The sequence below is a fragment of the Fontibacter flavus genome, from assembly GCF_042432905.1.
Taxonomy (GTDB): Bacteria; Bacteroidota; Bacteroidia; order Cytophagales; family Cyclobacteriaceae; genus Fontibacter; species Fontibacter flavus.
This window is the reverse complement of sequence record NZ_JBHLWI010000090.1, coordinates 11,869-25,386: the sequence shown is the minus strand read 5'-3', so window position 1 is coordinate 25,386 and position 13,518 is coordinate 11,869. Positions and strand designations below refer to the sequence as shown.

10 protein-coding genes are annotated in these 13,518 nt (G+C 38.4%); 5 read left to right on the top strand and 5 right to left on the bottom strand.

Going from position 1 to position 13,518, the window contains the following annotated elements; translation table 11 throughout:
• Nucleotides 1-226: 226 nt before the first annotated feature.
• Nucleotides 227-466 (top strand): hypothetical protein, encoded by a 240-nt coding sequence (locus tag ACFFIP_RS19070; RefSeq protein WP_382389388.1) that lies wholly within the window; start codon nt 227-229, stop codon nt 464-466.
• A 235-nt stretch (nt 467-701) separates the two neighbouring features.
• Here ACFFIP_RS19070 and ACFFIP_RS19065 read toward each other — a convergent pair whose 3' ends face one another.
• Nucleotides 702-1,391, bottom strand: a complete 690-nt coding sequence (locus ACFFIP_RS19065) for a hypothetical protein (RefSeq protein ID WP_382389386.1) — start codon at nt 1,389-1,391, stop codon at nt 702-704.
• A gap of 300 nt (nt 1,392-1,691) precedes the next feature.
• Between ACFFIP_RS19065 and ACFFIP_RS19060 the strand changes: the two genes are divergently transcribed.
• Nucleotides 1,692-1,964, top strand: coding sequence for a DUF6520 family protein (locus tag ACFFIP_RS19060; RefSeq protein WP_382389475.1), 273 nt, complete (start codon nt 1,692-1,694; stop codon nt 1,962-1,964).
• Nucleotides 1,965-2,015: 51 nt separating this feature from the next.
• Here the strand turns inward: ACFFIP_RS19060 and ACFFIP_RS19055 are convergent, their stop codons facing one another.
• The 4 genes from ACFFIP_RS19055 to ACFFIP_RS19040 form a co-directional block, all read right to left on the bottom strand.
• On the bottom strand, nt 2,016-3,362 hold the full coding sequence (locus tag ACFFIP_RS19055) for a RagB/SusD family nutrient uptake outer membrane protein (RefSeq protein ID WP_382389385.1): 1,347 nt from the start codon (nt 3,360-3,362) through the stop codon (nt 2,016-2,018).
• 106 nt (nt 3,363-3,468) lie between these two features.
• Nucleotides 3,469-6,666, bottom strand: a complete 3,198-nt coding sequence (locus tag ACFFIP_RS19050) for a SusC/RagA family TonB-linked outer membrane protein (protein ID WP_382389384.1) — start codon at nt 6,664-6,666, stop codon at nt 3,469-3,471.
• Nucleotides 6,667-6,695: 29 nt separating this feature from the next.
• Nucleotides 6,696-7,994, bottom strand: a complete 1,299-nt coding sequence (locus ACFFIP_RS19045; protein ID WP_382389383.1) for a TlpA family protein disulfide reductase — start codon at nt 7,992-7,994, stop codon at nt 6,696-6,698.
• A 422-nt stretch (nt 7,995-8,416) separates the two neighbouring features.
• Nucleotides 8,417-8,629 carry a hypothetical protein gene (locus ACFFIP_RS19040; RefSeq protein WP_382389382.1) on the bottom strand — a complete coding sequence of 71 codons (213 nt, stop codon included), beginning with the start codon at nt 8,627-8,629 and terminating at the stop codon, nt 8,417-8,419.
• 718 nt (nt 8,630-9,347) lie between these two features.
• Between ACFFIP_RS19040 and ACFFIP_RS19035 the strand changes: the two genes are divergently transcribed.
• The 3 genes from ACFFIP_RS19035 to ACFFIP_RS19025 all read left to right on the top strand — a co-directional run bounded on the left by ACFFIP_RS19035 (nt 9,348) and on the right by ACFFIP_RS19025 (nt 13,513).
• On the top strand, nt 9,348-9,884 hold the full coding sequence (locus tag ACFFIP_RS19035) for a helix-turn-helix domain-containing protein (RefSeq protein WP_382389380.1): 537 nt from the start codon (nt 9,348-9,350) through the stop codon (nt 9,882-9,884).
• 469 nt (nt 9,885-10,353) lie between these two features.
• Entirely contained in the window at nt 10,354-11,661 is a 1,308-nt protein-coding gene (locus ACFFIP_RS19030) for an SIR2 family protein (RefSeq protein WP_382389379.1), read from the top strand.
• A complete protein-coding gene (locus tag ACFFIP_RS19025) occupies nt 11,651-13,513 on the top strand; it encodes an ATP-binding protein (RefSeq protein ID WP_382389378.1) in 1,863 nt (620 codons plus the stop codon). The genes ACFFIP_RS19030 and ACFFIP_RS19025 overlap by 11 nt, the downstream gene beginning before the upstream one ends.
• The last annotated feature ends 5 nt before the right edge of the window (nt 13,514-13,518 follow it).

Genomic DNA, 13,518 nt, shown 5'->3' with positions numbered 1-13,518 from the left:
AATATGATAAAATATAGTTTTGTTATTTAGGGAATTTCACCCTATAGAGGAGGTTTGGAGGTATGCTTTTTTTAAAATCGTTGAGGTTATTTAGTTGGTAAAGTGATTGCAGTGTTAAAAAGGGAATTTGTGTAACTGGTTGGATAAAATTGGATTTATCCCCAGTTGAAAATTTCTTAATCTGGTTTTTAGGTTTGGAAGCAGTAAATTGAAGAAAAAGTATGTCATGTTACCTGCTGTTTATAATAATAAAGCTAGCAAAGAGCTGATTAAAGAAGTAACCGGATGTTTGGGAAAAATCAAGTATCCAACATATGATATTGCTTGGATGGTGTTTTTGACTTATTATTTTCCTTTTGGAAAAGAAGGTAAGTATACCCGTGAACTACTGGGAAAATTATCTTGCTACCGTTGTAAATATTGTGGGGCATGGCATATTGGTTCTTCTGGTCGGAGAAAAATTTGAAGTGATTTTATTTGTAAAAGTTTTTTTAAGTCCCTTAATATCAAGGATATTGTCCAATAGGGGGGAGAGATTGGGCAAAAGACAAAATTCATTGTTTTTATTATGGATATCCAAAATGACACCGGCAGCCAGAGAATATTTTTTCACCTCAGCAAAGTTAGGCAAGTTCACTAACCGATCTCGGATACCGGACAGCTTAAATACTGTAGGGGAGTGGGAGAAGTAGCCGGAAATATTATTCTTCCTCAAAGTTAATTTTGCCCCATTGATTGATGGCGTTAGCCAGTCCGTTTTGGGAGACATTTAGATACTCTGCAAGATATTTATTTGTTTTTTCCAGGCATAATGGGAGATGTTCCACAAGGTAGTCGACTTTGCCCTGTAATGGGGAAATATTTAAAAGCTTATGGTAGCATTGGAAGTCGAATAATATCACATCAGTGATATGTTTTTCAATTCTGCTTCTGGCCCCTTCGATTTCTTCTACCTTTTCAAGCAGAAGGTTCAAAGATATGGCGGTAATTTCCGCCTTATTGGCAACGATCCATTCCTGCTCATCAATTTCGAAGGGAGTAAAATTGCATGGCCCATTCAGAAATATTGATTTTTGGACTTTTAGGGCTTTGTATAATTGATTGCCATTGCCATAGAGAGTACCCAAGATTGCACCTTGATGGAGGAAAATCAAGTGAGGGATGTCATTGTATTTAAATCTAAGCTGTTCTCCTTTATTGAAAACCACTTTTTTGGAAGAGGCAAAAAGAGCTGGAAAAGCTGACTTTATAAGCAGGTCATTTTGTTTGGCATATAAAAATATGTCCAATTTATATTTAAAATCACTCACCATGGTGTTTAAAATCAGGTAAAAAACGAAAGTGTTAAAATAATAAACAATAAGGGAATTTGCATGTGCGATTAGTGCCAATTTTCCGGATTTATATTGTAAAACATGATTAATTCAAAGTTGTTGTGCAAAATTCGATTTACACAAAGTGCTGACAATATGTGGTTTGCAATAAAATAATTGTCTTTTTAGCTTTGGATAGGTTAAGATCGAAACCCAAGCTGTCCGATTTCATGGGTAAAGTGATCTAGGTGAAATCAGCACAAAACCCAGACAGCAAAGTCAAGTAGATAGGGGTGTCCGAAAACCCTAAAACAGAGTAGGATAACAACCAAAAACGTTTTTGCTGTCTTTTTTGAATGTTAAAAAAAGAAGTGCGTGATGAATACTTTAATCAAAAGATTACCATTATTAGCATTTGTGTTGGCTGCGGTATTTGCATTTGCATTTACCAAGCCGACACTGGAGAATCAGAACCCAAAATTCACACTGATTAATGGAGAATGGGAAATGGTTACCGGTCAAGTAGGTGTAAATTACCGTTGTGGTGAAAATCCAAATGTAATCTGTACCGCAGAATTGGTTGATAATGATCCCATCCTTGGAGAGGTAATTGAAGGGTCTGAGGTTTTTGGAGCATACATTCCACTTTAAACTTAAACAGTTTAATTATAAGGCGGAAGTTTAACTTCCGCCCTTTAATTTTTAAGGGTTTTGCAATAATCCATATGTTGCAATCTCAATATCCATTATTGGAAGGATGTAAAATCTGGAGTTTGGTTCAAGTGTATATGTGATTCCTCCAAGCGTTCTGGTTAATGTTTCTTTAAACTCCTCTTCGTGATTCAATCTTCTTAGATCAAACCACCGGGCTCCTCTTAGGGCAAGCTCTTTTCTTCTTTCTAGAAATAAATATCTTAGGGCTTCTACTTTATTTTCAGTTTGGATTTCTTCAAAATCCTGGGTCAAATACCTCTTAGATCGAAATATATTTAAAGTGGCTAATCCTTCCGATAGCTTTCCGTTCCTTAACTGACATTCGGCTAAGATAAGATAAAGTTCCGCAGTTGTGAATCCGCCAAACAGCGTTACCATTCCGTTGTAGCTTCCTTTAAAGGTAATTCGTCCTGTGTTTTGATTGACGTTAAAAAAAGTTTCTCTTCTAAGGTCACTGCCTTGGTAAAGGTCATAAAGTTCTGGGGAAATATCGGCATTTAAATGCAATGAAGAGAATACGAGTTCTTCATGAAAGATCACTTCTTGGTTGAATCTTTGAAAGGGGTTTGCCAGTGAGGGATCTAAATCGTTGTGATCTATCAGGAAGTTATTCAATTTCAGACCTTCTTCGGCTGCTTTTTCAGCTTCAATAAACTTTCCCTGAAAAAGGTAAAATCTAGCTTGAAGCGCATAGACACTGGCCTTTGATGGTCTGGTGGCAAAAGTACTGGTTTCGGGTAAAAGGTCTAAAGCACGTATCAATTCATTTTCAATAAAATCATAAGATTCGCCCACTGTAATTCTAACAGGAGGGGATTCTATTGCAGCTGTCTCTTTGATGACCAAACCGTACTGGTTCATATCTGCACCATCTTGTGGCATTGCCGAGAATTGAGAAAGTAGATGATAATAAGCTAAAATACGGTGAAATATTGCATTTCCTTTTACATGATCATATTGGATTGCATTGTTTGAATTCCTTGTAATTCCTTCTATTGATTCTAATACGATATTGGTATAGAAGATTTGTTCATAGGCTTTTATCCAGTCAGGATTAATCTCACCTTCATTTAGATCATCTTCTTTCCAGATATATGCATTGCGGAGGGTTGCCAGTGGGATTGATTGCCATATACCTTCTGATGCATAGAATTCATCGGAAGTGATTACTGGAATTCCGGGAGCTGTATTCATAAAGAATTCATAGTCCATCAAGGCTTGTAAATCGGTCAGTGAGGAAGGGACCACTAGTGATTTGAGAGGCTTCTCGTCCAGAAAGCCATCACAGCCCATTGCGATAATGGCTAACAGAAATATGTTTAGTGTTTTTTTCATTGCTTATCTGTTTAAAAGATTTTAGTATTTTTTATCAAACATGGTAATAAGAGGGGCCATGGGCCAGATGTAATATTTGGGACTTCAAAATGGTTTGGTCCTGATTTTAAAAATTAATTCTTACACCTGCCGCAATACTTCTCAGAGGCCGCATAAATCTGAAATCCGGGTCAATTGGGTCATTACTTGCTTTCCAGATTATTCCAAGATTGTTGGCATAGAAATATATTTCTGCACTTCGAAAAGGAAGATTTTGCCATGTGGTTTTGTCAATATTGTAACCAAGTCTGATATCCTGTAACCTGATATGGTCCCCACGTTCTACCAATGCTTCTGAGAAAATGTATAGATTGTCCCTGTTGGTATTGGTAGCATTTGGTTTGGAAGGTACATTGGTTTTTAATTCATCACCTGGATTTTGCCATCTCAAAGCATAGTCTCCATGTCCACCAAGCCCAAGTTGATTCCCGTAAATAATTGACTCCCTGCGGTAATAATATCCTAATCTATAGGAGAGGTTGACTGAAAGACTAAAACCTTTCCAATAGAAATCATTTCTCAGTGCACCAAAAATATTTGGTCTTGAGGTTCCATGGTAAATCAAATCGTCAAAGGTAGCATCTCTTGTGATAGATAGGTAATCTTTGCTTATTTCCCCGTTGAGGATTCCTTGTGGATCACCATTATTCGGATCCAGTCCAGCCCACCGGTAAGAAAATACAGGAAACATTCCAAACCCGGTAACCGGGTACATGGAGTTGGTTCCGAAATTCAAAACGATGTTGGTTGGATGGTCTCTTTTATAGCCTGTGACTTCATCCGTGTAATAGTTAAACAAGAAGGTAGTATTCCATTTTAATGTCCTGTCGATGTTAAGGCTGGTTAACTCAAGATCAATCCCGGAGCCCTTGATAGTGGCTGTATTGCCCCTGAATGTTTGGAGTCCAGCAGTAGGGGCTACTGCTGCGAAGCCGATCATATCCTGACCGACTCTCTTATAATATTCCACTGTTCCGCTTAATCTGTTATTTTTTGTTGCAAAGTCAATTGCCATGTTGGCCATACTTATCCTCTCCCATCTCAGGTTAGGGTTTGGGGGATTTACAATGGTGGAATAAGGTAATCCGGTAAAGGGACTGCTTGGGGAGAAGCTTGCAGTTGTAAAAGCAGACAGAGAATTATCAACGTTGCCACTGTACCCATATGTAGCTCTTAGTTTTAAGTATGGAAACAGGTCTGAATTGAAGAAATTTTCTTCAGAAAGAATCCATCCCAGACCTGTAGACCAAAGTGGAACCCCACGCATATTGGTCTCGACTCCAAAAAGATTTGATTGATCTTTTCTTGCAGAAAAAGACAAAAGATACCTGTTTTTGTATTCATAACCGGCATTGGCAAAGAAGGAAATAAACCTGTCCACAACACCTGACTGACTATCGGCAAATGGAATCCGCTGTACAATATTCGGGGCGAAAAAGAGGGGGAAATTAGTCATATAATCCACAGGTTTTACCCCTGCAATATCCGGGTCATATCCATATTGCCGTGAATTGTGTCCAGTTCGCTGGAGATCTTTGGCCTCATATCCTGCCAATGCAATAAGTTGATGGTCTTTTCCCCAAGTATTGCTGTAGGTGAGGTTTGTTCTGAAAGTATGGCTGAAGCCCTGATCAATTCCCTGGTTGAAAATGCCTCCTTCAGGAAAATTGCTCAATATGGAACCGGAATTATCTATGAAGGAAAAACTGTTGAACAGGTTTCTGGCTTCATATGAATCCGGATGGATGATTTCCCTTTGATTAATGTTGTTTGTCCAATACTGATACCTGAGGTCAGCTGACAGATTTTCATTTATTTTGTAGTTTGTATTTAGGTTTAATCTAATTTCTGTCTGGGAAGTTTGGTTGTTTTTTAGATTACGTTCCTCCAAAGGCCTATAGTACCAGTCCTTTAACCCCAATCCTTCAAGACTTTTTAGGTAGGAAATCCTATAATCCTTTGGTACGGTCAAAGGATCACCTTCAGCGTCTTGAAACTCAATATAGGGATACATTCTGGGGTCTGTGCTGGACAGCTGTAAACGTGTTGGATCCAGGCTGTTGTTTTGTCTTATGGATTGTGTTATGTTGATGCCGGTATTAATGCGGAGTCTGCTGTTGAGCATCAGTAAAGTCTGGTTACTGTTTATGGTAAATCTATTGTTCTTATCTCCTTTGGAGGATGCTCTGTTTTCATCAAAGCCTATAGTGGTATTGAAGTGAAAATTTTCGGAGCCTCCATTGATATTTAGTGCCGTTTGGCTGAATACTTGATTGCGATAGAAAAGGTCATACTGATCTCTGGAGTCTACCAGTCTTAAGGCACTTATCCGCTGGTTCATTTCCTCGTTAGAAATCTCTCCCGACCGGTTACTTTGGAGCAGTTCGACCACAGGGCTTAAAGCGAGTCTTCGTGGATGAGAGATTCTTGAATTGAAAAAATTACGGTTAAATAGTTCAATTTCAATGTCGATGTAATCGTTGACAGACATCTGGGGTCTGTAGAAGAAGTCTGGTGCCTCAGTACTGGTAATGTTGGTGTTTAAACTTACACGTATAGGAGATTTTATACTTCCTTTTTTGGTTGTGATGACGATTACGCCATTGCCTGCCCTTGCCCCCCATATAGAAGATGCCGCAGCATCTTTGAGTATAGTGATGCTTTCCACATCATTGGGATTGATGTTTTCCAGTGGCCCATCATATGGAAAGTCATCTATTATGATCAATGGATTGGGATTGGCAAAGAGTGTACTTCTTCCCCTGATTCCTATTGGGTCAGCATTGGACCTGTTGAATACTAAGCCTGGGGTTACATCCTCCAGCCTATCGAGCAGATTGGTGGATACCCGTCTGTTGATCAATTTTTCATCTAGTTTGACAAAGGATCCTGTGGCCCTTTCCTTAGGAAGCTGCTGATATCCGGTGGAGACGATTTCAACATCTTCCAGATCAAGTCCAGCTTCTACCAGGTAGACAGTCAGCAATCCTGAAAGGGGCATATTGATCTCCCTTTCTTTGGATTCAAATCCGATATAACTAAACATCAAACGTGCTTCACCTTCTGGAAGATTAAGTGTAAACAGTCCGTCAGCATCTGTGACGGTTCCTATATTTTGACCTTTGAGAGTTACATTAGCACCCGGAAGTGGTGAACCATCCTTTTTGGTCAAAACCTGCCCTTTCAACAGGGAGGTGTTCTGTGCCCAGCACTTATTAACCATCAGGGCAAACAGTATCAATGAAATGAAGTATACTTTTTTCATATTTTTTTTGATTTTATTGGTTAAAAACTTCAATACCTGTCTGTAATCAGTAGTATTTCCTGCTCTGCCTCAGTCTCAATCAGGTCCAGTCCATAATAGGATAAGGCTTTTTTTATTTCATCAAGGTTTGTCATGTTGCATTCAAGCTGGATGTCGACAGGTTCGATGATCCCGGTCTGGTTAATAACCATTCTTTCATCTTGTTGGAGAAATTTGAGGTTGAGGTAGGAAATGAGGTAATTCAGGGATCTGTTCTGGATTTTGGCGCCATAGACAGTGAATTCATGTGACGGTTCTCCGCCTTTTGTTTTTAGATCACAGTTTTCCTTAGCGACTAGTGCCAATGCAGGCACAGATTTTTTTTCTACCCTGGCATTGTATTGGGGGAAGAATGTTTGCAGATCAGCTTTAAAGATTTCCCACACTTTGTCCTTGTGGATGCGGTCTACTTCGAGTTCATAGGTGAAAACATTCCCGTCTTCCATCCATGCTTTGGTTTGGGTATTGCTGTGTGTTTTGGTTTCTTCAAAGGGACCTTTTCGTTCGGTCCTTACGTCAACATTTTTGATATTTATTGCAGTGTTGCCGTTTCTATAAGCATAGCGGTATAAGTGCATTAAGTGTACATTTGTAAAGAAAATCCTGATAGTTTTTTCATCTTGGCTAAAGAAAGAGCCTGCTGAAGCCATGCTAGGGAAGCCGGGGACATAACCCCAAAGTGTGGATTGGTAGACAGGGGGAATATCTTTGCCGATCTGATCTCTTAGTGGGATATTTTGGTCAAATTGACTTTCCTGCTGCTGAACTGAATTAATTCCATTAAAATCTCCGGCGATAGAAAGCTCAATATTCCTGGTATTGATTTCGTCACTTGAAGTTAAAGCAACTACAGTTCCCCCCTGATCTATCCAGATATAGTATGGCAGTGAATTATGCTGAAAAAGAGTTCTCAGTATATTGTCACCATATATCATGGGTTTTTGGATATCCTTGAGTTTGGCCATTCTTGAAAAAAGCTTTTCTACCTCCTGTTTATCTTGATAAGTAACCGGAAGGATTGTCAACTTATCGCCAAATGATTTTTCCAGGCTGTCCAGCTTTGGGAAACTTGCAATACAGGGGGAGCACCATGTTGCCCAGAAATCGAGGATCAGTAGCTGGCCCCTGTAGTCCGAAAGGCGGATTTCCCTGTCACCGTTGTAAAGCGTATTCTCAAATACCAGATCCGGCAATTTGTCCCCAATAGCCAGGGGGGTGAATTCAGATTGGGAATATGTCCATTGGACGATGAGTGTTGTTGTGAGTAATAGATAGATTGCTTTTTTCATGATTTGTATTTCAATCTTAAAGGTTAGTAGTTTGGGTTTATTTAAATGTTTATGGCCTTAAAGAAGAACCATTTAGAAAATGAAAATTTGATATGTGTTTATTAGAGAGGGACATGAATTTGGTGTTCTGAATCAAAAGGAAGCCGGGAAATGGATGGCCATCTATCATTTCGGCCAATGAAAGACCAACCAGACCCGGCCCCGGAACATAAAGCGCTAGAAGCACTTTTACCCGGCCCGCACCGCTGTAGTACCGTCACCTTTTGTGCATCCGCTAGCTACATTTGGGTCTATTGCTTCGTTTTTACCTTTATGAGAAAAGACACGGTGGGGGTCCTGTGAGGGTGACAGGCAACTTTCAGCTGTCGTCAAATAGCAATCCTTTGATTGCAGTGGTTGTAAGTGGGTTCATAGTATTGGGTTTATGTTTTTAGTCTGGCTTTGGCCTCCAGGTATTTCACCATGATGGATTTGGATATGCAGAGCAGATATGGATGTTTGCTGCCCAGGTACACCATGGCCCGGAAACTTTCATTGGGGCAGGAATAGTGTCCCAGTTCATGATTTCTTCCGTACTTGACACTCCGGTAAAGACATGGGAGTCCCAGGAAGCATGATTGTATCAATTTTTTCATGCAGTCAGTTTAGGATCAGAAGCAGCAGGGAAGGGTGCCTTAAAAAGAACAGACAAAGCTCTTCCAGGCCACCATTTTGGCAGCTCATGATCAGTCAGAAATAAGAATTTTACTATGGATACCCTATCCTCTGCAGCGGACAGGTAGAAAGGAAAGGGATAAAACCAGTGAATAGACTAAAGAGTCAAGGCCATCCTTCCTTACCGGGAAGCTAAAATATCAAACAGGAGATTTGATGATGTTGCGCTGGACCTCTTTTAGGGAGATGATTCTACCGAGCTGATAAGGGGAAGTGCAAGCCAAACCCTCCACCCTGCTTGGCAAGGTGCGATGCGGTCGCGCAAAAAGATTGATGTGTGTGGTGCTCGCTTTCATGGTTTATCATATAAAAAGTCCATTAAAGAGCCCTCTCAAAAAGTAGAGAGGTGAACATATCTCTTATAATTTGTTGCACGGCACGTAGGAAGCCTTAACTCCAAAGAGTCTCTTGAAACAAAATTACAAAGAGATAGCCCACCTCTATATTGTAAATATAGCGGATGGGCTTCTACTCTATGTCCATTGTTTCAAGAAATTTCCTACGTTTCTGCAACTGGACTAGGTTAGATGCCTAATTATCAATTATTTTCTTAATTGACATTGCTAATATAGTAATTTGTAGCCACAAGTAAAACAAAAACCCAAAAAATGATGACAAAATTATTCTTGACTTTGTCAAATGGGTTTAATAGATAGAAAAACAATTGATTTAAAGCAACTTGCCAAAAATTTAAAATCATTGAGAGAGCAGGCAAATTTATCAATATTAGGCTTACATGTACTTAGTGGTTTTTCAGATGACCACCTTAGGCAACTTGAAAAGTCAAACAATAGTGTGGTTCCTAATTCAAGTACTCTATTTGATCTGGCAACTATTTACAATGTGAAAATTGATGATCTCATAAATGAAAAGGAAATTTTCTTAGGTGAGAAACTAAGCCATTTAGAGAACTTTTTTTCAAAGAATATAAACTCACCAAATTATCTATTTGATAAAAATTTTTTACCTAGCTTCATTAAAATTAAAGTTTTAAAATTACCTGAAATGAAGTCTGGCATGCGCGTTTCCGAAATTATTAAAGCTTTCCCTGACAAAAAGTTAAATAGTAAAGATCTTTCTAGAGAGCTTAATAGACTATATAGAAAAGGGGAAATAGAAAGGTTTGATAAAACCGGTAAAGGTTCTGTTTTCTATTTTAAATTAAAAACCAATTAGCCATTCTTTGAATCTACTTTTTCAATTGAGTAAAATGCTTTTTACTTTTTACCTTAATGCAAAAAGTAACAAAAAGATCAAGAATTTCGAATCCTATCCACGCTCAAGGCCTGCGCTGGCCCGGTCGAAATTCATCCCGCCTTCCAAATTCTCAATTTACAGTTTGAAGTAAAGTTGAGGGTTTGGTTTTTTGGATTTACCATGCAAGGATACGGATGCACATAAAAAACAATCTATTCTATGACCCGAATTCAAACTCCTCGCCTGGATTCAGAATTTTCTGATTGTATACCTAATAAGAAACCCTCAATTATTCCACTCTAAATCTATAATGCCTAATATCCTATCATTTTTGAGTTGGTTTTTTGTAAAATTACCCTGTACAGGGTATTTTTTTGGAGTTAAGAAATAGGTAGGTTTGATCATTCTCTTTAATATTTTAAAGTTTCATTTTTAATCCCTTACTTAAATGACATTTCACGACCCAATCCGTCAATCTAAATATTTAAGACAAACGCTGTCTCAGGATAAAAAACCTGTAGGCTTTTTTATTTCAGCAGGATGTCCATTAGCTGTTGCAATGCCTGAGGGAAAATGGCCATTGATTCCTGATGTAGCTGGCTTGACTAAATATGTTAAAGATGAAATAGACAAAGAAACAACTGTTATTAAAAATGCTACACGAAGTTTAGCAGATGCATATACCAAACTTATAGAAGAAGTGGTGAAAACAGGAAAGATCAATCCAAATATTGAGGATATTTTAAGTTTTTTGAGAGGCATGATGCAAATCTCTAAGGGAGCTACTGACATTAGAGGGTTTTCCGAAACTGAATTAAAAAATCTTGAGAAAATAGTTTGTCAGAAAATAGCTGAAAAATTGAATGTAGAATTACCTAATAATAAAACGCCTTATCACAAATTAGCTAAATGGGTAAATAATATTGATCGGGATACTCCTATAGAAATATTCACTACTAATTACGATCTATTATTAGAAGAAGCATTCGAATCTTTAAAAGTTCCATATTTTGATGGGTTTGTAGGGACGAGATTTCCTTTTTTTGACTTACGGGCTGTTGAAGATAATCTGATACCCATTCATTGGACAAGACTATGGAAAATCCACGGATCTATAAACTGGTATCTCAAAGACAATAAAGATGTTTATCGTTCCACTAGTTTAGAAGAATGTGATTCGTATATTATCCATCCTTCTCATTTGAAATATGACCAAAGTCGTAAAATGCCATATTTGGCCTTGATAGATCGCTTGAACAAATTTTTAAGACAGAATTCAGCGGTATTGATATTGTCCGGCTATTCTTTTAGTGACGATCATTTAAATGATACAATCCTAAATGCATTAAGAGCGAACCCTACGGCCATGGTAATAGCATTGTTATATGGGGATTTAACAACAATTACAGAAGAGAAAGAAGGTGAAGAGACAACCGTTAAAACGATAATAAATTATGAGAAGGCTTTAAACTTGGCAGAAAACAGATCAAACTTAAGTATCTGGACTTTGGACGAGGCCGTAATTGGAGGACTTAGAGCGAAATGGAAACCAACGAAACTAGATTTTGAAGCCGAAGAAAATCTCGCAAATGCTATAAAGCCGAAGGATATTCCAGTACTAAATGAGGAAGGAAAAGAAACAGGCGAAAAGTTAAGAGAATATCAATTTTGCATTGGGGACTTTTCTGTTTTAGGCGATTTTCTGCAAGAATTAATCGGCAAAGAACAATTCAAAATTGAGAAGGATGGCGTTTAAATCTACTTATTTAGGAACAATTCAAGATGTTAGCGGTACATCACTAAGTGTTTCATTGGATAATACGGCACCATCTGGTCTTACTTATGTGGATGGAGAAGGGTATCGTATTGGTCAGATTGGCTCATTTGTAAAAATTCCTATTGGCTATATTGATCTGTTTGGTATTGTTACACAAGTAGGTGCCAGTGCCGTTCCTGAAAATCAGATATTGGCACAGCCTTATGGATATCGGTGGATCAAAGTACAACTGATTGGGGAGGGACAAAGAAACGGTTCTTTCCAAAGGGGAATATCTCAATATCCTACGATCAGCGACGAGGTTCATCTGGTCTCAGAAAGTGACTTAAAGAAGATTTACGGACAGCCGGATAGGCCATACTTCGTAAAGGTAGGGCACATAGCAGGTGCTGAATCCATTCCGGCACTAATTGATATCAATAAATTGATTACTCGCCATTCTGCCATTGTGGGTACTACGGGTTCTGGAAAATCAACAACTGTTGCAAGTATTCTAAATGCTATTTCTGATCCAGTAAATTATCCATCAGCAAGAGTGCTTGTATTTGACCTGCATGGTGAATATGGCCATGCCTTAAGAGACAGAGCAAATATTTTTAAAGTAAATGCAGATAAGACAGCAGGAAGTATTGAAAAGGATTTATTTATACCTTTTTGGGCATTAAACTTTGAAGAACTTTGTAGTGTAAGCTTTGGAGCCTTTAGTAATGAGAAAGACGAGAATTATGTTCTAGAGCAGATATCCTTCGCAAAAAAAGAAAGCTTAACAAAATATGCAAAAGAAGGCGTTTCCGAAGATACACTAAATGTGGATTCTCCGATAGCTTTTAGTTTAAATAAACTATGGTATAAACTTTATCTGGAAAACTTTGGCAAGTTTTATCCTGACCGTCCTGATCGTCCACTTGCATTTGAACTTGATGATGCAGGATTAGAGATGAAAGGAGATCTTTCGACAGGAATTCCCCCTGTTTTCAAACCCATTAATACAAATAGAGAAAATGGAGAGCGTGTTCAGCACCCCACATCAAATCTGAATGTAGGACAACAACTCCACTCTTTGGGAGCAAAACTAAGAATCCCACGATTTGATTTTTTATTTAAACCAGGCGAATGGACACCTGATGAAGATGGAAAAACAGAGAAAGATCTGGATTCTTTGATTCAGGAATGGATAGGAAGTGATAAGCCAATCACAATAATGGACTTGTCTGGAGTGCCAAATTCAATCCTCAATACTATCATAGGAGTTTTATTGAGAATAATTTATGATGGTCTTTTTTGGGCGAGAAATCTATCTCAAGGAGGTAGAAACAGACCTTTGCTATTACTTATGGAAGAAGCACATAATTATTTGAACAACGAAGGCAGTGCATTACCAATAGTCCAGAAAATTGTAAAAGAGGGGCGTAAGTATGGTATTGGAGCAATGATTGTAAGCCAAAGACCTTCAGAAGTAAATTCTACGATTCTTTCGCAATGTGGGACATTCTTTGCCTTGCGATTAGCGAATGCTACAGATCGAGGGCATATTACAAGCGCTGTAACGGATAATTTAGAAGGATTGACCAGTATGTTACCGATTTTAAGAACAGGCGAAGCTATTATACTTGGTGAGGCTGTAAAACTTCCTATGCGGACATTAATTGATGCTCCACCTAAAGATCGAAGACCAGATAGCCAAGATCCAATCATTTATGACGAGCAAGGAGACGAGGATTCAATGCATCCCGGTGGATGGGGAATCAAAATGGAGGAACAACCAAATTATAAAGAATTTTTAGAGACTTGGAGAGCCCAAAGTCCATTTGTTAAACGTATCATTAAATAATTAAA